Annotated in this window: 15 protein-coding genes; 10 read left to right on the top strand and 5 right to left on the bottom strand. The window is 66.8% G+C overall.

Going from position 1 to position 21425, the window contains the following annotated elements; genetic code table 11:
• Nucleotides 1-10 precede the first annotated feature (10 nt).
• Both U5809_RS01660 and U5809_RS01655 read left to right on the top strand, forming a co-directional pair.
• Nucleotides 11-1201 (top strand): ABC transporter substrate-binding protein, encoded by a 1191-nt coding sequence (locus U5809_RS01660; protein ID WP_322085212.1) that lies wholly within the window; start codon nucleotides 11-13, stop codon nucleotides 1199-1201.
• Complete coding sequence (locus tag U5809_RS01655; RefSeq protein ID WP_322085211.1) at nucleotides 1194-2021, top strand: ABC transporter permease; 828 nt, start codon at nucleotides 1194-1196, stop codon at nucleotides 2019-2021. Before U5809_RS01660 ends, U5809_RS01655 begins: the two co-directional genes overlap by 8 nt.
• Before the next feature lie 36 nt (nucleotides 2022-2057).
• Here U5809_RS01655 and U5809_RS01650 read toward each other — a convergent pair whose 3' ends face one another.
• A complete protein-coding gene (locus U5809_RS01650; RefSeq protein WP_322085210.1) occupies nucleotides 2058-3296 on the bottom strand; it encodes an SfnB family sulfur acquisition oxidoreductase in 1239 nt (412 codons plus the stop codon).
• Nucleotides 3297-3588: 292 nt separating this feature from the next.
• Between U5809_RS01650 and U5809_RS01645 the strand changes: the two genes are divergently transcribed.
• Together U5809_RS01645 and U5809_RS01640 are read left to right on the top strand one after the other, a co-directional pair.
• Nucleotides 3589-4848: an acyl-CoA dehydrogenase family protein gene (locus tag U5809_RS01645; protein ID WP_322085209.1), complete on the top strand. Its 1260-nt coding sequence runs from the start codon at nucleotides 3589-3591 to the stop codon at nucleotides 4846-4848.
• Nucleotides 4845-6245: an LLM class flavin-dependent oxidoreductase gene (locus tag U5809_RS01640; RefSeq protein WP_282511597.1), complete on the top strand. Its 1401-nt coding sequence runs from the start codon at nucleotides 4845-4847 to the stop codon at nucleotides 6243-6245. The genes U5809_RS01645 and U5809_RS01640 overlap by 4 nt, the downstream gene beginning before the upstream one ends.
• Nucleotides 6246-6366: 121 nt before the next feature.
• On the opposite strand, the gene U5809_RS01635 is transcribed toward U5809_RS01640, so the two are convergent.
• Nucleotides 6367-7794, bottom strand: a complete 1428-nt coding sequence (locus U5809_RS01635; protein WP_322085208.1) for an MFS transporter — start codon at nucleotides 7792-7794, stop codon at nucleotides 6367-6369.
• 346 nt (nucleotides 7795-8140) lie between these two features.
• Between U5809_RS01635 and U5809_RS01630 the strand changes: the two genes are divergently transcribed.
• Genes U5809_RS01630 through U5809_RS01615 form a run of 4 tightly spaced genes read left to right on the top strand, consistent with a single transcriptional unit; the run spans nucleotide 8141 to nucleotide 11358 of the window.
• Nucleotides 8141-9133: an aliphatic sulfonate ABC transporter substrate-binding protein gene (locus tag U5809_RS01630; RefSeq protein ID WP_322085207.1), complete on the top strand. Its 993-nt coding sequence runs from the start codon at nucleotides 8141-8143 to the stop codon at nucleotides 9131-9133.
• A gap of 10 nt (nucleotides 9134-9143) precedes the next feature.
• On the top strand, nucleotides 9144-9998 hold the full coding sequence (locus U5809_RS01625) for an ABC transporter permease (protein ID WP_322085206.1): 855 nt from the start codon (nucleotides 9144-9146) through the stop codon (nucleotides 9996-9998).
• Complete coding sequence (locus U5809_RS01620) at nucleotides 9995-10783, top strand: ABC transporter ATP-binding protein (protein ID WP_322085205.1); 789 nt, start codon at nucleotides 9995-9997, stop codon at nucleotides 10781-10783. Before U5809_RS01625 ends, U5809_RS01620 begins: the two co-directional genes overlap by 4 nt.
• A gap of 41 nt (nucleotides 10784-10824) precedes the next feature.
• Nucleotides 10825-11358 (top strand): toxin, encoded by a 534-nt coding sequence (locus U5809_RS01615; RefSeq protein WP_322085204.1) that lies wholly within the window; start codon nucleotides 10825-10827, stop codon nucleotides 11356-11358.
• Between the two features lie 23 nt (nucleotides 11359-11381).
• On the opposite strand, the gene U5809_RS01610 is transcribed toward U5809_RS01615, so the two are convergent.
• The gene (locus U5809_RS01610; RefSeq protein WP_322085203.1) at nucleotides 11382-11789 is read right to left on the bottom strand and encodes a VOC family protein; all 408 of its coding nucleotides are present in this window, start codon (nucleotides 11787-11789) and stop codon (nucleotides 11382-11384) included.
• 503 nt (nucleotides 11790-12292) lie between these two features.
• The gene (locus tag U5809_RS01605) at nucleotides 12293-15886 is read right to left on the bottom strand and encodes a YadA family autotransporter adhesin (RefSeq protein ID WP_322085202.1); all 3594 of its coding nucleotides are present in this window, start codon (nucleotides 15884-15886) and stop codon (nucleotides 12293-12295) included.
• Nucleotides 15887-17023: 1137 nt separating this feature from the next.
• On the opposite strand from U5809_RS01605, the gene U5809_RS01600 reads away from it, so the two are divergent.
• Nucleotides 17024-17839, top strand: a complete 816-nt coding sequence (locus U5809_RS01600; RefSeq protein WP_322085439.1) for a response regulator — start codon at nucleotides 17024-17026, stop codon at nucleotides 17837-17839.
• Between the two features lie 30 nt (nucleotides 17840-17869).
• Here the strand turns inward: U5809_RS01600 and U5809_RS01595 are convergent, their stop codons facing one another.
• Nucleotides 17870-20062, bottom strand: a complete 2193-nt coding sequence (locus tag U5809_RS01595) for a TonB-dependent siderophore receptor (protein ID WP_322085201.1) — start codon at nucleotides 20060-20062, stop codon at nucleotides 17870-17872.
• A gap of 349 nt (nucleotides 20063-20411) precedes the next feature.
• Between U5809_RS01595 and U5809_RS01590 the strand changes: the two genes are divergently transcribed.
• Nucleotides 20412-21419, top strand: coding sequence for a mannuronate-specific alginate lyase (locus U5809_RS01590; RefSeq protein WP_322085200.1), 1008 nt, complete (start codon nucleotides 20412-20414; stop codon nucleotides 21417-21419).
• Nucleotides 21420-21425: the final 6 nt, after the last annotated feature.

The raw sequence follows: 21425 nt of genomic DNA, 5'->3' as shown, positions 1-21425 counted from the left end.
CTGCCTACCCATGTGCCAGATTCCGATGTCGCGCCGCGAATGGCTGAAGCTTGCGGCCCTGTTCACCGCGGCGGGTGCCGCCCCGCTGCTGTCCGCGGCGAACGCGCATGCCGCGACGGAACCCGATGCGCCCGTTCGCATCGGCTATCTGCCGATCACCGATGCAGCGCCGCTGCTGGTGGCCCACAACAACGGCTATTTCGCGGCCGAAGGGCTGGACGTCGAGCAGCCGAAGCTGCTGCGCAGCTGGGCGCAACTCGTCGAAGCGTTCCTGTCCGGCCAGGTCAACGTCGTGCACCTGCTGTCGCCGATGACGCTCTGGGCGCGCTACGGCAGCCGCGCACCGGCGAAGGTGGTCGCATGGAATCACGTGAACGGTTCCGGGCTGACGGTCGCGCCCGACGTCGATTCGCTGCGCGACCTCGGCGGCAAGACCGTCGCGATTCCGTTCTGGTATTCGATCCACAACGTCGTGCTGCAGGACATGCTGCGCCAGCAAGGGCTCGTACCCGTGCTCAAGCGGCGCGGCACGCCGGCGGCGAACGAGGTCAACCTGGTCGTCATGGCGCCGTCGGACATGCTGCCCGCGCTCGCCGCACGCCAGATCGCCGGGTATATCGTCGCCGAGCCGTTCAACGCGACGGCGGAATTGATGAAGATCGGCAAGATCCTGCGCTTCACCGGCGATGTCTGGAAGAACCATGCGTGCTGCGTCGTGTTCATGCACGAGCACGATCTGGCGCAGCGCCCCGCGTGGTCGCAGAAAGTCGTCAACGCGATCGTGAAGGCCCAGGTGTGGGCGCGCTCGCATCCGCAGGAAACCGCGCAGTTGATGTCGAAGGACGGCGCCCACCGCTATTCGCCGCATACGCTCGCGGCGCTGGATCGCGTGCTGGTTCCGTCGGCGTCGCTTGCCGATACGTATCGTGCAAGCGGCGCGATCCGCCATGCCGACTGGAACGGAAAGCGGATCGACTTCCAGCCGTATCCGTTCCCGAGCTATACCGAGGCGCTGGTTCAGCGCCTGAAACGTACGGTGGTCGACGGCGACAGTGCATTTCTGGCGTCGCTCGACCCGGCGTTCGCGGCCCGCGATCTCGTCGACGACCGGTTCGTGCGCAAGAGTATCGACGCGGTCGGCGGGATGGCTGCGTTCGGTCAGCCCGGCGCCTTCAAGCGAGAGGAGATCATCGTTGTCTGACGCGCTTGCCCCCCGCCCGTCATCCGCGCGCGAAACGCGCCGGCCTTCCGGCTCCCGTTACCTGGTGCGCGCTACCGCCGGATGGCTCGGCGTGGCCGGCCTCGTCGCGACGGTCGTCGTCTGGTGGGCCGCAATCCATGCGTTGACCGAACCCGGCTCGCTCGGCCGGCAGTTCGCGCCGGACAGCGCGTTCGCCAGCCTGCGGGCGCTGTGTGCGGACGATCATCTGGTCGAGCATGCGCTCGTCAGCCTGCGGCGCATCGGCGTCGGGCTCGGCGCGGCGCTGCTGGCCGGCGTCCCGCTCGGGTTGCTGATCGGCCGCGTGCAATGGGTCGAGCGCGTGCTGTCGCCGACCTTCCAGTTCCTGCGAATGGTGTCGCCGTTGTCGTGGATGCCGCTCGCCGTGATGTCGTTCGGCATCGGCGACCGCGCGATCTACTTCCTGCTCGGTTTTGCCGCGCTGTGGCCCGTGCTGATGAGCACGGCGGCCGGGGTCGCCCAGATCGACCGGCGCTGGCTGCAACTCGGCGAGAGCCTGTCGGCCACCCGCCGCGAGCTGCTGCTCCACATCATGCTGCCCGCTATCGCGGGGCCGCTGCTCAACGGGATCCGGCTCGCGATCGGCATCCTGTGGATCGTGCTGGTGCCGGCCGAGATGCTGGGCGTCAGCGCGGGGCTCGGTTACCTGATCCTCGACACGCGCGACCGGCTCGCGTATTCCGAGCTGACGGCGGTGATTCTCGTCATCGGCGCACTGGGTTTTGCGCTCGACGGTATCGCGCGGCTATTGGCGCGCGCGGTGCTGGCGGCCGACCGCTAGCGCGATGCGCGGCGGCCGGTCGAACCGCGGGGCGCTTCAGTTCCACGCATGGCGTGCCGGACGCACGCCGTTCAGGTAGTAGTTGCCGACCAGGTGATATTTCCAGCGCACCGGATCGTGCAGCGTATGCGTGCGCGCGTTGCGCCAATGCCGGTCGAGGTTGTGCTCGGCGAGCGTCGACTGCGTGCCGGCCAGCTCGAACAGTTTCTCGCCCGCGAGCAGCGCGACCTCGGTCGTCAATACCTTCGCTTCGCCGACCGCAACCGATGCGCGCGCAACGTCGTCTTCGGTCACTTCACCGCGCGCCGTGATTTCGTCGAGCGTGCGCGCCGCACGTTCGAGCAATGCCTCGGCCGCATGCAGCTGGATGTGCAGGTGGCCGATCTCGCGAATCGTCAGCGGATCGTCGACAGCCCGCTCGACGCCGCTGTCGACCCACGGCCGCGTGCGGGTCCGCACGAACGCCAGCGTATCGTCGATGGCCGCCTTCGCGATGCCCGCGTCGATCGCGGCCTGAATGATTTGCGACAGCGGGCCGTTGAGCGTCGGCACGTCCGACACGCGCTGCGCGGGCAGCACGTGCGACGCGGGGACGCGCACCGCGTCCAGCACGACCGTGCCGCTCGCGGTCGTGCGTTGCCCGAATCCCGACCAGTCGTCGATCACGGCCAGCCCCGGCGTCGATCGCGGCACGTACGCGAGCCACGCCTGGTGCGCGTCGTCGAGGCCGAGCACCGGGACGTAATGGGCGAACAGCGCGCCGGTCGAGTAGAACTTCGTGCCGTCGACGACGTAGTCTTCGCCGTCGCTGCGCACGCGCGTCTTCAGGTCGAGCACGTGCTTCGTGCCTTTCTCCGAGAACCCGTTGCCGAAGCGCTTGCCACTCAGAATTTCCGAGAAGAAATAACGCTTCTGCGCGTCGGTGCCGGTCAGCGTAATCACGTCGACCAGCCCGAAATGATTCTGTGGCAATTGCCCGAGCGACGGATCGGCCGCCGCGACGATCTTGATGACTTCGGTCAGCGTGACATGCGACACGCCTGCGCCACCGTATGCCTTCGGCACCGTGATCGCCCACAGCCCCGACTGCGAGAACCATTCGATTTCGTCGCGCGGCAGGCGGCGGGTGCGATCGCGCTCGGCTGCCCCTTCCGCGAGCCGCTGCGCAAGCGCGTGCGCGGCCTCGATCGCCTGCGCGTCGTCGGCAATCACGCGGGCTACGTGCGGTTGTGCTTCAACCGGCCGCTCCTGAATCGTGGCGCTCGTGTCTGACATCGGACCCTCCTGTCGAATGACGAAAGCGTTCAATCTAGCAGCGCAGCGCAAGCTGTAAAAACGAGCGATTCTCGGAACGATATTCCTTTGGATAACAAACGACCTGGCGATTCTCGCGCGCGACACCGTGCTTGCGCGTCGCAATCGACGTCGCAACGTCGGCGCAGTTCACGACTGTCGCGGTAATACGCATCGACGATAACGATCTGCGAATCCGTTATTGGAACGCTCGCCGCGCGCTTCCTATACTGGCCTCCCGGCGCAATCGACCCCGCTCTTCGAGGAACACCGCATGACTTCGTCGCACGCAGCCCCCGACCTTTCCACCGGTACCGACTACGACACGCTCGCGAGCCGGTTCCGGCCGATCTTCGAGCGCATCGCCGCCGGCACCGCCGAACGCGAACGCCGCCGCGAACTGCCGCACGAGGCAATCGGCTGGCTGAAGTCGGCGGGCTTCGGCGCGGTGCGGCTGCCGGCCGGCGCCGGCGGCGCCGGTGCATCGCTGCCGCAGTTGTTCCGGCTGCTGACCGAGCTGGCCGCCGCCGATTCCAATCTGCCGCAGGCGTTACGCGGACATTTCGCCTTCGTCGAGGACTGGCTGAACGCCCCGCCCGGCCCGCAGCGCACGACCTGGTTCGACCGCTTCGCGAGCGGCCAGCTCGTCGGCAATGCGTGGTCGGAGGCAGGTGACGTGCCGCTCGGCCAGACCGTCACGAAGGTATCGGAGCAGAACGGCCGGCTCGTGCTGAACGGCCGGAAGTTCTACAGCACGGGCAGCCTGTTCGCCGACTGGATCGACGTGTTCGCGCAGCGCGCGCACGACGGCAGCGACGTGATCGTCGCCGTCGCGACCGCACAGCCCGGCGTGATTCGCGAGGACGACTGGGACGGCTTCGGCCAGACGACGACCGGCAGCGGCACGACGCGCTTCGAGGATGCGAGCGTCGACGCCGACAACGTGATCGACTTCGCGCGCCGCTTCAAGTACCAGACCGCGTTCTATCAACTGTTCCACGTCGCGACGCTGGCCGGCATCGGTCACGCGATCGTGCGCGACGCCGGCGAGCTCGTGCGTAACCGCACGCGCGTGTACAGCCACGGCAATGCGTCGCGGGCGGGCGACGACGCGCAGCTGCAGCAGGTGATCGGCGAGATCGCTTCATGGGCGTACGCGGCCGACGCACTCGCGCTGCGCGCCGCGCAGCCGCTTCAGCAGGCCTATGAAGCCCGCTTCGGCGGCGACGAGGCGGCCGAGCACGCGGCGAACGTCGCGGCGGAGATCGAATCCGCGCAGAGCCAGCTCGTCGTGTCCGAACTCGTGCTGCGCGCGGCGACGCGCCTGTTCGACGCGCTCGGCGCGTCCGCGACGCGCACCACGACCGCACTCGACCGGCACTGGCGCAACGCGCGCACGGTGTCGTCGCACAATCCGCTTGTCTACAAGGCGCGGATCGTCGGCGACTGGGTCATCAATGGCCGTACGCCGCCGTTCGTCTGGCGTGTCGGCAACGGTACGGGCGCCAGCGCGGACACGGGAGCCGCACGATGAGCAAGACGATCCGCTTCAATGCGTTCGAGATGAACTGCGTCGGCCACCAGTCGCCCGGCCTGTGGGCGCATCCGCGTGACCGTTCGTGGCAATACAAGGATCTCGACTACTGGACCGACCTCGCTCGCGTACTCGAACGCGGGATCTTCGACGCGATCTTCATCGCGGACGTGATCGGCTATTACGACGTCTACAAGGGCAGCAACTATCACGCGCTGCATCAGGCCGCGCAGATCCCGGTCAACGACCCGCTGCAGCTCGCCGCGCCGATCGCGATGGCGACCGAGCATCTCGGCATCGGCATTACCGCGTCGACGACGTTCGAGCACCCGTACACGTTCGCGCGCCGGCTGTCGACAGCCGATCATCACACGAAGGGCCGGCTCGCGTGGAACATCGTCACGTCGTACCTGGAGAGCGGCGCGAAGAACGTCGGCGATCACGGCCTGCGCACGCACGACGACCGTTATGCGGTCGCGGCCGAATACGTCGAGGTGCTGTACAAGCTGTTCGAGGGCAGCTGGGAAGATGGTGCCGTGGTGCGCGATCGCGACGGCCGCGTGTTCACGCATCCGGAAAAGGTGCACGAGATCGGCCACAAGGGCCGCTTCTTCGACGTGCCCGGCTACCACCTGTGCGAACCGTCGCCGCAGCGCACGCCGGTGCTGTTCCAGGCCGGCGCGTCCGGCCCCGGCAAGGCGTTCGCCGCGCAGCACGCCGAATGCGTGTTCGTCGCCGCGCCGACCCGCGAACAGCTCGCGCGCTACGTGGCCGACGTGCGCGCGCAGGCCGCCGCCGCGGGACGCGATCCGGCCAAGGTGCTGATCTACAACCTCGTCACGGTGATCGTCGACGAAACCGACGAGAAGGCGCAGGCCAAGTTCGACGAGTACCGCCGCTACGTGTCGTACGACGGCTCGCTGGTGTTCATGTCCGGCTGGACCGGTATCGACTTCGGCCAGTATGCGCCGGCCGATCCTGTCCGGCGCGTCGAAACGAATGCGATCGTGTCGGCCGTCGAGCACCTGTCGGGCGGCGATACCGCGTGGACGATCGAGGCGCTGGCCACCTGGGGCGGCATCGGCGGACTCGGTCCGGTGTTCGTCGGGTCGGCCCAAACTGTCGCGGACATCCTGCAGGAATGGGTGGCGGCGACCGACGTCGACGGCTTCAATCTCGCGTACGCGGTTGCACATGAAACCTTCGAGGACGTCGTGCAGCACCTCGTTCCGGAGTTGCAGCGCCGCGGCGTGTACCCAAGCGCGTATGCGCCGGGCACGCTGCGCGAGAAGCTGTTCGGCGGCACGGCGCGGCTGCCGGACGAGCACCCTGCCGCGCAGTTTCGCGATATCGAGCAGGTCAAGCGCGAAGCCGAGCGGGAGGCTGTCGGCGCGTAGCGAGACGTCGAGGCCGGTTTGCCCGCATTCGGCGGCGACCGGCTTCAGCACAAACGGCTTCGTGCGGTTCGACGAAGCCGTTTGCGCTTTCCAGGGGGCGCGCTAACCCGCCTGCTCGCTTTTACGCGACGCTTTCGTCGTCGATGTCGCGCGCTGTCGGCTCGTAACGCACGATCAGCAGAAACACGATCGGCGTGACCGCACTGATCGCGACGACCCAGAACATGTCCGTGCCGAGACCGGCCTGCAGGATTGGCAGCACGAACAGCGCAAGCGCCTGGCCGATGCCGCACAGCGAACGCCCGAAGCCCACGCCGGTACCGCGGATCGCGGCGGGATAGGACAGCGTCGGATAGATCATCATCTGCGCACCGGGCCCGAAGCCTTCTGCGAACAGCCAGGTGCCGAGCATCAGCAACACGACGCCTACCGCGAGCGCGCCGTGCGGATGCCCCGCGAGCGCAAGCGCGACCAGCGCGACCGTTTGCAGCGCGAAACCGGCGATCGCGACATGGCGCGACGGATAGCGATACGCGAGGCGCATGCCCAGCAAGCCGCCGGTGAACGCGAACAGTACGTTCAACGCGAGCGAGGCCGCGATCGTCTCGAACACGCCCGCGCCGAGAAACTGCGACAGGATCGACGGCAGGAAGAACGCAATCGCCGTGTACTCGAACGGGATGCACAGGTTCATTACGCTGGCGACGATCGTGCGCCCGAGATACGGGCGCTGGAACAGCACGCGAATCCGCACGGGTGGCGGGCTCGGCTCGGGTCGCGCATCCTCGGCTTCGTGGGCGTGAATGCCGTACGACTCGCGCAGGATGCGCGCGGCATTGGCCAGGTCGCCCTGGTTCGCGGCCCACAGCGGCGATTCGTTCATGAACCGGTTCCGGAACAGGATGATGACGAGCGCGGGCACGGCGCCGAAGATCAGCGACGTGCGCCACAGCCATCCCGCATGCTCGGCCGGCAGCAGGAAATACAGGCCGAAGATCAGCAGGAAGCAGACCGACGACGCGACGTACCACATCGGGCACCACGCAGCGAGCCGCGACGCCTTGTTGCCGCGCCCGTTGAACTTCGAGAATTCCGCGAGAAACGCCATCGCGACGGGCAGGTCGATGCCGACGCCGAGCCCCATCACGAAGCGTGCGCCGATCAGCACCCAGACGTTCGGCGCCAGCCCGGCCGCGATCGCCGCGACCACGAAGAACAGCATGTCGGCCATGAACACCTGGTAGCGGCCGATCCGGTCGGTCAGCCAGCCGCCGATCAGGCTGCCGAAGATCGTGCCGATCATGATCGCCGAACCGACCAGTCCGGTCAGCGCGGGCGTCAGGCCGAACTCGCGCGCGACGTCGTCGATGCCGTAGGACAGCGTCGTCAGGTCGTACGCGTCGAGAAACACGCCGCCGAGCGCCAGCAGCACGATCATCCGCGCATGGCTGACCGAACTGTCGACCGTATTGATCAGGCGTGCGACGTCGCTTGCCGAGCGGATGGGGGAAGAAACGGGTGTGGCGGGGCTTAGATCGATCGAACTCATCGCATTCCTTAGTGTTTGTCGGAATGCACGGCGATGTCGGCATGAAGCCTGGAACCGGGCTCGTGCATTCGCGATCGGCGGGGCTTCAACGGAACGCGGGCTCGTCCGCAGGCGCCCGTCATTGCGTTCCGGCAGCGGGCATTCTGTTCCCCCGATCCGGGTATCCCAAGCGATATAAAGCGATAAATTAATCGGCCTGCGTCATAAAGTTGCCCGGCCGGCTCGCTTAGCAGCCGCATGCATGTTCAATCGCGGATTTCTTCGTTAACGGATCGCGCGCACTTCGTTACATTGATCGATCACCTGCTTGTTCGCGGCGCGTTGCCGCTCTTCCGGAGAATCCCCGATGAAGCTGTTCTGGTCCCGCGCGTGGCAATCCGCGGCCCTCGTCGTTGCCGCACTTACTGGCCTCGTATCGATGCAGGCGCACGCGGCGACACCCGCGGAAATCCGCGTCGACTATGCGTACTACTCGCCCGAGAGCCTCGTGATCCGCCACTTCGGCTGGCTCGACGACGAGTTCAAGGCCGACCGTACGTCGATTCGCTGGGTGCTGAGCCTCGGCAGCAATCGCGCGCTCGAGTACCTGAACAGCGGCGCGGTCGATTTCGGCTCGGCGGCCGGGCTCGCGTCGGTGCTCGCACGCGCGAACGGCAACCCGATCCACGCGGTCTACGTGTTCTCCCGCCCCGAGTGGACGGCGCTCGTCGTCCGCAAGGATTCGCCGATCCGCACGCTCGCCGACCTGAAGGGCAAGAAAATCGCCGCGACGCGCGGCACCGATCCGTTCCTGTTCACGCTGCGTGCGCTGCACACGGCCGGCCTGACGCGTGACGACGTCGAGATCGTCAACCTGCAGCATCCGGACGGCCGCACGGCCCTCGCAAACGGTCAGGTGGATGCATGGGCCGGCCTCGATCCGCATATGGCCGCGGCGCAGCTCGACGACGGTGCGCGTCTCCTGTACCGCAACGTCGCGTTCAATACGTATGGATTGCTGAACGTGCGCGACGCATTCGCCGGCCAGTATCCGCAGGCGGTCACGCGCGTGCTGAAGGTCTACGACCGTGCGCGCCAGTGGATCGTGGCGCATCCGGCCGAAACCGCGCAGATCGTCGCCGATGAATCGAAGGTGTCGCTGCCGGTCGCGAAACTGCAGTTGCAGCGCAACGACTTCAGCGACCCGGTGCCGGGCGACACCCAGCGCGCGGCGCTGAAGGCGGCCGCCCCGGTGCTGACGGCCGAGCAACTGACCAAACCGGGTGTCGATCCCGCGAAGATCGTCGATACGTTGATCGATCCGTCGTTCGCGCGCCCGATCGTCGCGGCGTCGCACTGAGGTTGCCGACATGACGGATACCGCCGCACGCGGCGACGCGCTCGCAACGAATCGCACCGAGCCGCCCCGTGCGAGCCGCCGCGACCCGCTTCGCGCGTGGCGTATCGCGGGCCTCGCGCTGCCGTTCGCCGCGCTCGTGCTGCTGGAATGCGTCGTGCGGCGCGGCTGGCTGCCCGATCATCTCGTCCCGGCGCCGAGCGAGATCCTCGATACGCTCGCGCGAATGGGCGTCACGCGTGTCGCACGCCATGTCGGCGCGAGTACGCTGCGGGTCGCGGCCGGCTTTGCGGCCGGCGCCGGGCTCGCACTCGTCGTCGGCGCGGCGATGGGCCTGAGCCGCCGGATCGACGTACTGCTCGAGCCGACGTTCCAGGCACTGCGCGCGATTCCGTCGCTCGCGTGGGTGCCGGTGCTGTTGCTGTGGCTCGGCATCGACGAAGCGCCGAAGATCACGCTGATCGCGATCGGCGCATTCTTCCCGGTTCACCTCGCGGTGGTCGCCGGCATCCGCGACGTCGACCGCAAGCTCGTCGAGCTCGGCGCGGTGTACCGGCTCGGCCCGCTCGCGCTGTTCCGCCGCATCCTGCTGCCGGCCGCGCTGCCGCAGATCGTCACCGGCCTGCGTACCGGCCTCAGTCTCGCGTGGATGTTCATGGTGGCTGCGGAATTGATCGCGGCGACGCGCGGCCTCGGCTTCCTGTTGAGCGACGGCCGGGAAACCGGGCGCCCCGATCTCGTGTTCGGCGCGATCCTGCTGCTCGCGTTGCTCGGCAAGCTGACCGACGGCGCGATGCGGCGCATCGAGTCGCGCTGGCTCGGCTGGCGCGATGCATTCGACGGCGCGTCGCGCGAGGTATCGAAATGAGTACGGTGGCTTCTGCGCGCACGACGGCGGATACCGATACGCCGCTGCTCGACCTGCGGATCGCCCGCAAGCAATACGGGGATCGCACGGTCCTCGCCGGCATCGCGTTGCAAGTGGCGCGCGGCGAGATCGTCAGCATAGTCGGTCCGAGCGGCTGCGGGAAAAGCACGCTGCTGCGGATCGTTGCCGGTCTCGACGCGCACTTCCGCGGCAACGTGAAGCTCGACGGCATCGCGCTCGACGGGCCGTCCGCGCGCGTCGGCGTGATTTTTCAGGAGCCGCGGCTGCTGCCGTGGCTGTCGATCGCGGACAACGTCGGTTTCGCGGCCGGCCCGCGCGGCGGTCGCGAACCGAGTGTCACGCGCCTGCTCGACGAAGTCGGCCTGGCCGGCGTCGCGCGGCAACTGCCGGCCACGTTGTCGGGCGGGATGGCCCAGCGCGCCGCGATCGCGCGCGGGCTGTTCGGCGAGCCGGATCTGCTGCTGCTCGACGAGCCGTTCAGCGCGGTCGACGCGATCACGCGGATGCGCTTGCAGACGCTGCTGCTCGACGTCGTCCACCGGCACCGGATGGCCGCGATCGTCGTCACGCACGATCTCGACGAGGCGCTGTATCTCGGCGATCGCGTGCTGATGCTCGCGCCGAACCCGGGCCGTATCGACGACGAGATCCGCGTCGATATCGCGCGGCCGCGCGATCGGCGCGACCCGTCGCTGGCCGCGCTGCGCGCGCGGCTGCTCGGTGCGTTCCAGCGCTTTCACGATCGTGTGGACGGCACGGGATAAGTGCACAATACGCGGCCTGAACATTCGACCACGGTCTACCCATGCGCTTCATCGTCGTCGGAACTAGCGGAGCGGGAAAATCCACCTTCTCCAGCGCACTGGCTACTGCAGCAGGCTGCCCGTACATCGAACTCGACCGGCTCTACTGGGGCCCCGACTGGAAAGCCGTGCCGCCCGAACAGTTCGAGCAGGCCGTACGTGCTGCGACGACCGGCGAGCGCTGGGTCGCCGACGGGAACTACAGCGCCGTGCGCGACGTGCTGTGGTCGCGCGCCACGCACGTCGTCTGGCTCAACTTCGGACGCTGGACCGTGTTCTCCCGTGTGCTCTGGCGGACGATCAGCCGCGGGCTGATGCGTACCGAGCTTTCCCACGGCAACCGGGAATCGCTGCGGATGGCGTTCTGCTCGCGCGACTCGGTACTGCTGTGGTCGTACAGCACGTTCACCAGCAACCGCGTCAAGTTCGCGAAGCTGCGTGAGGATCCGAAATACGCGCACCTGCGATGGACGGAAATCACCGAGCCCTCGCACACTCGCGCGTTCATCGACACGCACGCCCGCGCCGGCAGTTGAGCCAGACGTGCGGGACGCCTGCGTCAGTCGTCGAACGTACCTTGATATTCCGGCGAGGCATCCGCGCGCGTATTCAGTTCGAACATCACACCACCGGGCTCCCGGCAAAAGAATCGCGAACCGCGCCCGTTGTTGAAGATGTCCGTTTCCATCGCGACGCCTTCTTCCCTGAAGCGCTCGAACAGTGCGCGAACGGCTTCGAGGCTCGGCAGTTCGAACCCGATGTGAAAATTCTTCGGCCATGCGGGTACGCCGTCGCCGACGTGATCGATCACGACGTCGAAGCCCGGGCGCTTCAGGATCCAGGATCGGTCCCAGCTTCCCGCGATCGTGAAGCCGAGGTAGCGCTCGAAGAATCGGGCCGTCGCCCGCGTATCGGCCGAGGGGAAGCTCAGGTGGTTGAGCTTCATCGTGTGTGTCGTTCCGGTCATTGTCGTGTTCTCACATGCGGTGATGGGCGGAGGCCCCATGCCTTCCCGCCCGACGACTTCAGAATACGAGCGAAGACTCACATTCAACAACTCGCATTGGAGGGCAGCCCGGACCGCACGTGAAACCCGTGCGGGGCCGCCGGTTGGAGCATGGAGACGATCGCGGTGGATTGCGCTACTCGCATTCGGGACGGGCCCGCCTGATGCGGGGTGCCTGATCTGCGCCCGCGTCAAACGTCGAAGGCCCGAGATCCGCGTACGGACCTCGGGCCTTCGATTTCCGGCCGGCGCCCGGCGTCACCTGCATTGCCGGTGGCTCGTGCTCAACGCTGCGCGACCGGCGATAGCGGGAAAGTCCGGCATTCATCCGGAAAGCTGCGGGCCGATATTGGGCGGGATCGGTGTCGTGAGTGTCCATGACACGCCGACCGGTCCACACAGAAAAACAGCCTGTCACTCGCATGAGAGACAGGCTGTTCGTTACATCACTTGAAACGCGCCGGTTAGAACTGATAACCCGCGCCGACCACCGCGCCGAAGTCCGACCGCGTGTTGCCGGTCACCGATGCCTTGACGACCCAGCGGTTGCTCTCCGTCACGTACGAGTACCCGGCCGCGAAGCCCTGCTGGCCGTGATAGTTCGACGTTGCCGCCGACACCATCGAGCGCCCCGCGCCCGTCGGTTGCGGCAAGCCGGCCACCGCCATCGCCGATGCCACGCCGCCGTACATGTCCTTCTTCAGGTCGTTGAACGAGTTGTACACCTGCCCGATGCGCTGGTCGGTGTAACCCTTCGCCTGCGTCGATGCTGCCGACAGGTTGTCGTTCAGCTGCTGCACGTTCACCGCGTCGGTCGGCGCCGTCCCGGCCGCGACGTTCGTGACCTGGCGCTCGCTGCCCTTCGCGCCGACCGAGAACGAGTTGTCGCGATCGGCGACGGAGCCCTGGCCGACCGCCACGGCGTTCTTGCCGGTTGCCGTTGCCGTCGACCCGATCGAACCCGCATCGGCGCGCGCGATCCAGGTCGTGTTCGCATCGGTGGCCGCCGCACGGATCTTGTCGGTGGCCGCGGCGTTCTGCAGTGCCGTGTTGAACTGGCCCATGTTCACCGCGTCGTTGTCGTGCACGCCCGCCGCGACGCCGGTCAGCACGCGGTCGCCGGCCGTGCCGGAGAAGTTCACGCTGGTGCCGCCCGTGTCCTTCCCGACCGTGATCGCGCCGTTCGGATCCTGCTGCTGCACGAGGCCGGCCTTGCCGTTCGCGATGTTGGTCACGCTCCCCTGCAGGTTCGAGATGTCGGTCGTGTTCTTCGACACCTGCTGGTTGGTCGCGTACAGCTGCGAGCCGTTCACCGCATCCGTGCTGGTGGCGCTGAGCGTGCCGGCCTGCACGTTGGTGATGCGCGTGCCGCCTGCGCCGCCGAGCGTGATCGTACTCTTCGAGCTGTCGTCGTACTGCACCGCGAGCGCGCCGAGCTGGTTGAGGTTCGACTGCACGTCCTTCAGTTGCTTCACGTTCACCGCATCGGTATCGCTGGTGCCCGCGGCGACGTTCTTGAGCACGACAGCCGAATTGACATCACCCCCGACGAGCGACACCGAATTCAGCCGGTTGCCGTTCGTGTCGACGTCGTACTTGACGACGTTCTTCACGGCCTCGCCGGCCTGATTCGATACGTTCGTGATCTGCTGTTCGAGCGCGGTCTTTACGCCCGACAGCTGGCCGCCGTTCACCGCGTCCGTGCTGCCCGCGGCGACGTTGCCGTCGGCCACGTTCGTCAGCTTCGTCGGCGCACCGCCGCGCGCCGCGCTGTACGCGCCGAGCGTCGGGTCGAACTGCAGCGCGTCCTGCTGCAGCCCGGCGATCGCGGCCGTATTGCCCGCGATGTTCGTTTCGGCATTGCCGAGGCGCGTTTCGTGATTCTCGAGCGTCGTCGTGTTGCTGCCGACGCGGCCGTCGAGGTTCGTCAGCGCATCGCCGACGTTGTTGAACGAGCCGCCGCCGACCTTGTAGGACGGCGCGCTGATCGAGCCGTCCGGGTGTGCGGTTGCGCCGCCGCCGAGCGCGGCCGCAGCCCCGTCGGTCGCGCGGCGCAGCTGCGCGCCGTTCACCGCGTCCGTGCTGCCGGCCGCCACATTGCCTTCCGCAACGTTGGTCAAGTGCACCGGGCTTCCGCCGTTGCCGGCGCCGAGCGACACCTGCCGCTTGCTCGCATCGTCGTACTTCACGGCCAGCGCATCGAGCTGGCTCGTGCCGTCATGAATCGCCGCGCTCAGCTGGTCGACGTTGACCGCATCCGTACCGTTCGTGCCGGCCGCGACGTTGCTGATCCGTTGCGGGCCATGGCCGCCGTGGCTGGCATCGTAGGCGCCGAGGCCCGGGTTCCACTGGAGCGCATCCTGCTGGAGCGCCGCGATGTTGCCCGTATTCGTCGTCACCTGGTTGCCGACCGTCGTGATCGACTGGTTGAGCGTGTCGGTCGCCTTGCCGAGCTGGCCCACGTTCACGGCGTCGTTCGCGGCAACCCCGTCCGCGACATTGTGCAGGCCGACCGGCGCCGCTGCGCCCGTCCCGCCGAGCGTGACGCCGGTGTGCGCGTCGCTGTCGTACTGCACGGCGTTCTTCGTTGCGTTGTCGATCTGGCTGGTAATCGACGTGCTCAGGTTGCCGAGCGTCGTGCTGAGGTTGTTCGTCACGCTCGTGCTGAGCGACGCGAGACCGCCGCCCAGTTGCCCGACGTTGACCGCGTCGTGCGCGTCCTTGCCATCGGCGACGTTGTGCAGCGTCGTGCCGTTCGTGCCCGCGAACGTTACCGAGTCGAAGCCGCTTGCGCCGTCGTACTTCACGTTGCGCGTATCGGCCGCCTGCAGGTTGCCGATGTTCGAGGCGGCCGTGCTCAGCGACGTGTTGATGCCGTTCACGCTGGTCTGCAGGTTCGTGATGTTCGAGGCCGCCGTCGAAATGGACGTCTGCAGCGGCGCGACGCTGCCCTTCAGCTGGCCGACGTTGACCGCGTCGGTATCGGCCACGCCGGCCGCGACGCCGCCGATCGTGGTGCCGCCGGCGCCGTCGAGCGCAATCGCCGCATGCGTGTTGTCGGTGTACTTCACGACGTTCTGCGTTGCCGTGACGATGCTGGTACTGAGGCTGTTGCCGACGTTGGTCACACGCTGATCGACGTTCGAGATCGTGGTCGACAGCGAATTGCCGACCGACGTCACGCGCGCATCGACGTTACCGATGCCCGTGCTGAGTGTGTTGTTCACGTTCTTCAGCTGCTGGACGTTGACGGCGTCCGTATCGGCCGCGCCTGCCGCGACATTCTTGAGCTGGCGTTCGCTACCGATCGCGCCGAACGATACCGCGCCGCCGACCGGTGCGGCCGTGCCGCCGAACACCGGCGTGCCGCCGTTGTTCGCGCCGATGCTACCCGACCCGATCGCGACCTGGTTGTTGCCGTTCGTCTGCGCGCCCGCACCGATCGCCACCGATTGCGTGCCGCCGGCGCGCGTCTGCGTCGCCGCGTCATACGACGCGCCGGCCGATACGCCATCGCTCGACGTCGGGTTGGCGCCGCCGATCGCAATCGAGCGATCGCCACTGGCCAGCGCCGAGTGGCCGAGTGCGATCGAGCTCGTGCCGTGCGCATCCGCGACGTTGCCGAACGCCATCGAGAAATCGCCGATCGCGGCTGACTGACGGCCGATCGCCAGCGCCGTGTTGCCTTGCGCGACGGCTACCGTGCCGATCGCGGTGGACGAGTTCGCCAGCGCCTGCGAGCCGACACCGATCGCAATCGCGCCGCCGCTGCTGCTGCCGCCGTTGCTGCTCGCGTTCGACTGGTCGCCGATCGCGATGCCGCTGGTGCCGGCCTTCGCATTCGTGCCCTGCGTCACGTTCGCGGTACTCACCGCCACGTAGCTCCCGCTTTTCGTTGCAACGCACAGCGGGTTGGTTCCGTCGATGCACTGCCCGGTCAGCGCGTTGTCCGGGTTGCCGCGGTCGACGAAATTGTCGGCGTGCGCGACGCCTGCGATCAGCACGCCTGCGCCCGTGAACATCGCGGCGGCGAGCGCCGAAATCTGCTTCCTCTTCATGGCCTTCTGCTCCGTTTTATAGCGTCTTGTTTAAATTTGGACTACTTACATTTATTGACAGCTTCGACTTCGATTGCGATTGCGACTTCAGTGCGGAACCCGATGCCGGCATCCGGCCCGACCACATCGGTGGTGACTTGCATCGACCGTTCGTTTCGACAGGACGATCGAAGCCTCCGGGCACGCCGTTTTCTACGGCCCGTTCCGTTAATCTGGAAACTGCATCAGGAATACGTAATACTGTTTATGGGCGAGCCTTTCCCCGGCTGAATCCGGAGATTCGACCTGCCGTTATAAACACCTCTGATGTGATGTCGCGCCGACCGCGACCAACCCCGCTTCTTTTATTTCATCTTCGGCAACCGGTGTTTCGCTTCCGTGCCACGAGCACTCGCTCGGACGCGCATCAATTGATGCGCCGGACTCGAATCGCACAACGTCCGTCACCGCTTGCGGCGCCTTCCGTTGCGCTGTACCACCCGGCATTCAAAGTTCGGACGAATTATGGGACACGATCTTAAATTATTAAAGCCGACATTCTTTATAGATTGTGAAATTCAATAAATTCAATGGCTTGCATTAAATATCAGCGCCTCGCAAACGATTCCGCGCCGCAGAAATTAATAGAAATGTTTTGCGAGTCGGATAAATACTTTGCCAAAGCGGATTTAAATTCAAATCGATCTCGAAACGATAATCTCGAAGCTGGCCGACAGCATCGGTTGTGCGCCGGATGTTCTCGTAAACCATGAGTACCGGCCTATATCAACGCACGGCATTCCTGTCGTAAACCGCCATTTTTAATATCACTAAAGCTGAATGATGCGAATAGAGCGGCCTCGTGTGGCGGGATTCGAAATAAGCTCCTACAATTCCGGTCGCATTGATTCCCGCAGTCGCGAACTTCACCACGCGAGCACGGCAATCGTCCGAGTCTTTGCCGGCTCAGTGATCAAAAAACGAACACCGTGGCTTGCGACGAACGGTTGCCTGCCGCGCAATGCCGGCAATCTCCGGAATCGATGCGAGCGTGCGATGCGTGTCTGCGTCGTCAAAGAGCGGCTCACGACGTTTCCCCAGAACCGGGCAGGCCACCCGCGGAAACGCAGCCAACCGCCATTCCAGAACAGGTGCACGATGCCTTCATCGATCTCCGCATTGAGCGACGCCCATATCCTGGTCGTCGACGATCAACCCGACCAGCTGCGTTTGCTGATCGACATCCTGCGCGACACGGGCTGCCGGATCAGCATCGCGTCGGACGGCATGCAGGCATGTCAGCGCGCGCAGGCGCTGTTGCCCGACCTGATCCTGATGGATGTCCGCATGCCACGGATGGACGGTTTCACCGCGTGCCGGCTGCTCGCGGCCGATCCGGCCACGCGCGCGATCCCGGTGATTTTCCTGACCGTGGCCGGCGAGTTGCATGAGCGCCTCGAAGGGCTGGAAATCGGCGGCGTCGACTATGTCGTGAAGCCGTTCGAGCCGGCGGAAGTGGTCGCGCGGATTCGCGTGCAACTCGCGCGGACGACACGCGAACGGCCCGCCGATACGGAGCAGGCTGACGGCCCGTTCGTGGCCGGCAAGGACGACGACATCATCGTGCGCGCGGCGATCCGCCACCTGTCGCGCACGCTGAACGACCCGCCGACGGTCGAGCAACTGGCACGCGCGGTCGGCACGCATGAAAAGCGGCTGTCGCGCGCGTTTCGCGACAATCTCGGGCAGACGGTGTTCGAGTACCTGCGGCACGAGCGGCTGCGGATCGCGCAGGATCTGCTGGATTCGACGACACTCAGCATTGCGAGCATCGCGAAGGAAATCGGCTTTTCGACGCCGGCCAATTTCGCGACGGCCTTTCGCGAACGCTTCGGCACCACACCGACCGAATGGCGGCGCCAGCGCCAGGCGCGCTCGCGCGCCGCAACCCGCGGGCCGCAACGCGGCGCATAGGCACGCTCGGCACATTGGCCGAACTCGCGATCACCAGTTGTATTTCGCGCTGGCCAGCACGGTCCGCTCGTTGCCGAACACGCATACGGCGTACGACTGGCAGCCGCTGACGTAGCGCCGGTCGAACAGGTTCGCGACGTTCAGCGCGAAACGCCAGTGCGGCATGTCGTAATGCAGCGCCAGGTCATACAACGTCGCGCTCGGCACCGTCAGCGAATTGTCGGGCGCGCCGGCCGACGCGCTCTGGTAGCGCATGCCGCCGCCGATTCCGAGCCCCGACAGCGCGCCCGTACGCCAGGTCCAGTCGGCCCACATCGACGCCATCTGCCGCGGCAGCGGCACGGACACCGGCCAGTTGTTCAGCGACGCATCGTTCGCCTGGACGTTCTTGACGTCCTGGTACGCATACGACGCGACGATCGACAACTCGCGCGTCACCTTGCCGACCGCGCTCAGCTCGATGCCGCGCGAGCGCACCTTGCCGGTCTGCACGGATGTCGTACCGGTCGGGTCGAGGTTCACCGGCGTCGGTGTCACGACGTTGGTCTGGTCGATCCGGTAGACGGCCGCGCTCAGCATGAGGTTCCTGCCGGGCGGCTGCCAGCGCAGCCCGGCCTCGGTCTGCGCGCCGCGCGTTGGTTTCGGCAAGCCGCCGCCGAACATCCGCACGCCGATGACCGGATCGAACGACGTCGAATAGCTCACGTACGGCGACAACCCGGCGTCACCCTGATAGGTGAGCCCGACGCGCCCGGAGAACGCACTGACGTCCTGCTGCGCCTGCGTGCCGGCCGTCCGGTCGTCGAAGCACGCGTTCACGAGATCCTCGCGGCCACCCAGCGTCATCGTCCAGCGCTGCCAGCGGATCTGGTCCTGCGCATACACGCCGAACGCGTTCAGCGCCGTGTACTGGTCGACATGGCCGAGCGACGTCGGACCGGAGAAGATCGCGGCCGTCACCGGCCGGTAAACCGGGCGGTACAGGTTGAGCGACGGCGCCAGCGCCAGCCACACGCTGTTGGTCGTCGTCTGCCGGTCGAATTGCAGGCCGAACAGCAGCGTGTGCTCGAGCGGCCCCGTGCCGAAGCGCGCCTGCGCGTGATTGTCGATGTCGAGCCGGCTGTAGTTGAGGTGGAACAGCCCCGCGAATCGCATCATGTCGGTCGTGCTGCGCGGCGCGAAGCCGTTGCCGAACACCGTCGCATCGTCGAGCGACAGGTGCGACCAGCGCACGTCCTGGTGCAGCGTCCAGATCGCATTCACGCGATGTTCCAGCGTGTAGCCGAGCGACCATTGCTTCTTGCGGTAGTCGTTGAACGACGGGTCGCCCATGTAGATGTCCTGCGACAGGCGACCGTTCGGGTTCGGCAATACGGTGCCCGACGCGGGCAGGAAGTTCGACGAAATGTCGCCGCTGTCCTGCAGGAGCGTCGCGGAGACCGTCAGCGACGTGTCGGCGTTCGGCCGCCAGCGGAACGACGGCGCCAGCGCGACGCGCCGGTCGCCGTTCGGGCCCGTCACCGCGTTACCGTCGCGCGCGACGCCGACCAAGCGGTACGCAACCCTGCCGTCCGGGTCGAGCTTGTCACCGACATCGAGCATGACCTGCTTGCGCGCATCGTTGCCGATCTGCACGCCGGCCTCGCGCACGCGTTCGCCGTCGGCGAGCTTCGTATGGGCGTCGACGATCGCGCCGGGCTCGCCCGCGCCGTACAGCACCGACGTCGGCCCGCGCAGTACCGCGATCGAATCGATCGTGTACGGATCGACGCGCCAGTTCGCGATCACGGCCGTATTCGGCGCCGCCACGCCGTCGACGTACAGCGTCGGCGTGAAGCCGCGCAGCGCCGCATACCAGTCGGTCCGGCTGTCGGCGCCGAACGTCGAGAAGCCCGGCACGTAGCGCAGCGCCTGGTTCAGGTCGGCCGCGCCGGTCATCTCGATCTGTTGCGCGGTCACGATATTGATCGTTTGCGGGATCTCCGCCAGTGGCGTGTCGGTTTTCGTGCCGGCCGTGGTGCGCCGCCCGACGAGCCCGGCGGACGCGCCGTCGGCCGCTCCGTTCACGTCGATGGCAGGCAGCACGGCCGCTGCCGCGCCGGCCTGCGGCGCGTCCTCTGCACCCGAAGCCTGCGCGGGCGCGCTGCCTGCCGCCGCCACGCACAATGCTCCGCCGGCCGCGATCGCCCTCGCGCGTCGCGCCGCACTCGTCCCCGTTACCATCGTTCCCTGCTCCGTCGTGCTGGTGGCCGATTCGGCCCGCTCGCGGCGCGACGCATCGAACGGCGTCCGCCCTGTTTTGTCATGCTGGTGATGTCGATTGCGCGCGAGCCGGAATCCGATAGCCAGTGGCGTCGTTCGCGAGCGCAGCGATCATACCGGGCGAATATGGCGCGGTCTTCTAAAAAAGTACGTGGGCGGTCGAATCCGGTGATCGCGCAACGAAAACGGCGCAGGCACGCCATCGATCGAGTCGGCTGCCACCGGGAAAGGCGGATGAAAGACGGGAACGCTAGACTGCGTTCGACCCGGAAACGGCCGCGGACCACACGGCCCCGCACGATGCATTGCGATGCGTCGACCACGTGCGCCCGGCGTCACGACCGTCACCACCGGGGACCGTATGCGCCGCCTGTCGACTCGACCGCTGTTCGCCGTATTGCTCTCCCTGGGCGCGTTATTCTGCGCCGCGCCGCCGGCCCACGCCTGCGACCTGCCGGCGGCCGTCACGACGATCGATCCGCCCGGCTACTATGACGACGCCGCCGGCTATGCGCGCGCCGTGAAGCCGATGCGCGATTTCATCGCCCGGCTCAACACGGCGGCAGATCACGGCGACTGGTCGTGCGCATTGAACCTGCTGGAAAGCTGGGCGCGGGCCGATGCGCTGATGGGCCGGATCTCGGGTTACCAGGGCCATTACGAGCGCTCATGGGCCGGCACCGATTTCGCGATGGTGATCCTGCACATGCCGCGCGACGTGCGCGATGCGAATCGTGCGCGCTTCGACACGATCGATCCGTGGCTCGAGCGCATCGCGATCGCGACCCGCGATGCGGAAGCGATCAACCACCTGCACAACAACCTCGTCTACTGGGCCGGACTCGACCTGATCGCCATCGGTACCGTGACCGGCAACGCTGGCCTCGTCGACTCGGGGCTGCTGCGCGTTCGCGAGGGCATTCGCGACATCGGGCCCGACGGCTCGCTCGCGCGGGAAGTCAAGCGCGGCAACCGCGCGCTGCACTATCACACGTTCGCGCTGCTGCCGCTCGTGTTCGCGGCGGAGCTCGTGCAGCGGCGCCATATCGATCTCTACCGGGAAAACGACGGCGCGATCGGCCGCCTCGCGAATCTCGTGATCGCGGCGGTGGAGAATCCCGCGAGCTTCACGGCCATCACGCCGGTCAGGCAGGACCTGTTCCCGTGGACGTTTCGCGATGAATTGAGCTGGGTCGAACCGTACTATGCGCGCTTTCACGATCGCCGCCTGCCGGCGATCATCGCGCCGCGCCGCCCGTTCAGCGAATGGCGGCTGGGCGGCGATGTGACGGCGGTGTGGGGTGCGCCGCTGCCGTAAGCCCGG

The organism is Burkholderia sp. BCC1999 (assembly GCF_905339975.1).
GTDB lineage: Bacteria > Pseudomonadota > Gammaproteobacteria > Burkholderiales > Burkholderiaceae > Burkholderia.
This window is presented reverse-complemented; position numbering and strand designations above follow the sequence as displayed.

Coding starts and splice junctions, on each gene's coding strand:
- U5809_RS01660 (WP_322085212.1), top strand. CDS start 11: ATGTGCCAGATTCCGATGTCGCGCCGCGAATGGCTGAAGCTTGCGGCC.
- U5809_RS01650 (WP_322085210.1), bottom strand. CDS start 3,296: ATGTCAGACACGAGCGCCACGATTCAGGAGCGGCCGGTTGAAGCACAA.
- U5809_RS01645 (WP_322085209.1), top strand. CDS start 3,589: ATGACTTCGTCGCACGCAGCCCCCGACCTTTCCACCGGTACCGACTAC.
- U5809_RS01640 (WP_282511597.1), top strand. CDS start 4,845: ATGAGCAAGACGATCCGCTTCAATGCGTTCGAGATGAACTGCGTCGGC.
- U5809_RS01635 (WP_322085208.1), bottom strand. CDS start 7,794: ATGAGTTCGATCGATCTAAGCCCCGCCACACCCGTTTCTTCCCCCATC.
- U5809_RS01630 (WP_322085207.1), top strand. CDS start 8,141: ATGAAGCTGTTCTGGTCCCGCGCGTGGCAATCCGCGGCCCTCGTCGTT.
- U5809_RS01625 (WP_322085206.1), top strand. CDS start 9,144: ATGACGGATACCGCCGCACGCGGCGACGCGCTCGCAACGAATCGCACC.
- U5809_RS01620 (WP_322085205.1), top strand. CDS start 9,995: ATGAGTACGGTGGCTTCTGCGCGCACGACGGCGGATACCGATACGCCG.
- U5809_RS01615 (WP_322085204.1), top strand. CDS start 10,825: ATGCGCTTCATCGTCGTCGGAACTAGCGGAGCGGGAAAATCCACCTTC.
- U5809_RS01610 (WP_322085203.1), bottom strand. CDS start 11,789: ATGACCGGAACGACACACACGATGAAGCTCAACCACCTGAGCTTCCCC.
- U5809_RS01605 (WP_322085202.1), bottom strand. CDS start 15,886: ATGAAGAGGAAGCAGATTTCGGCGCTCGCCGCCGCGATGTTCACGGGC.
- U5809_RS01600 (WP_322085439.1), top strand. CDS start 17,024: ATGCCTTCATCGATCTCCGCATTGAGCGACGCCCATATCCTGGTCGTC.
- U5809_RS01595 (WP_322085201.1), bottom strand. CDS start 20,062: ATGGTAACGGGGACGAGTGCGGCGCGACGCGCGAGGGCGATCGCGGCC.
- U5809_RS01590 (WP_322085200.1), top strand. CDS start 20,412: ATGCGTCGACCACGTGCGCCCGGCGTCACGACCGTCACCACCGGGGAC.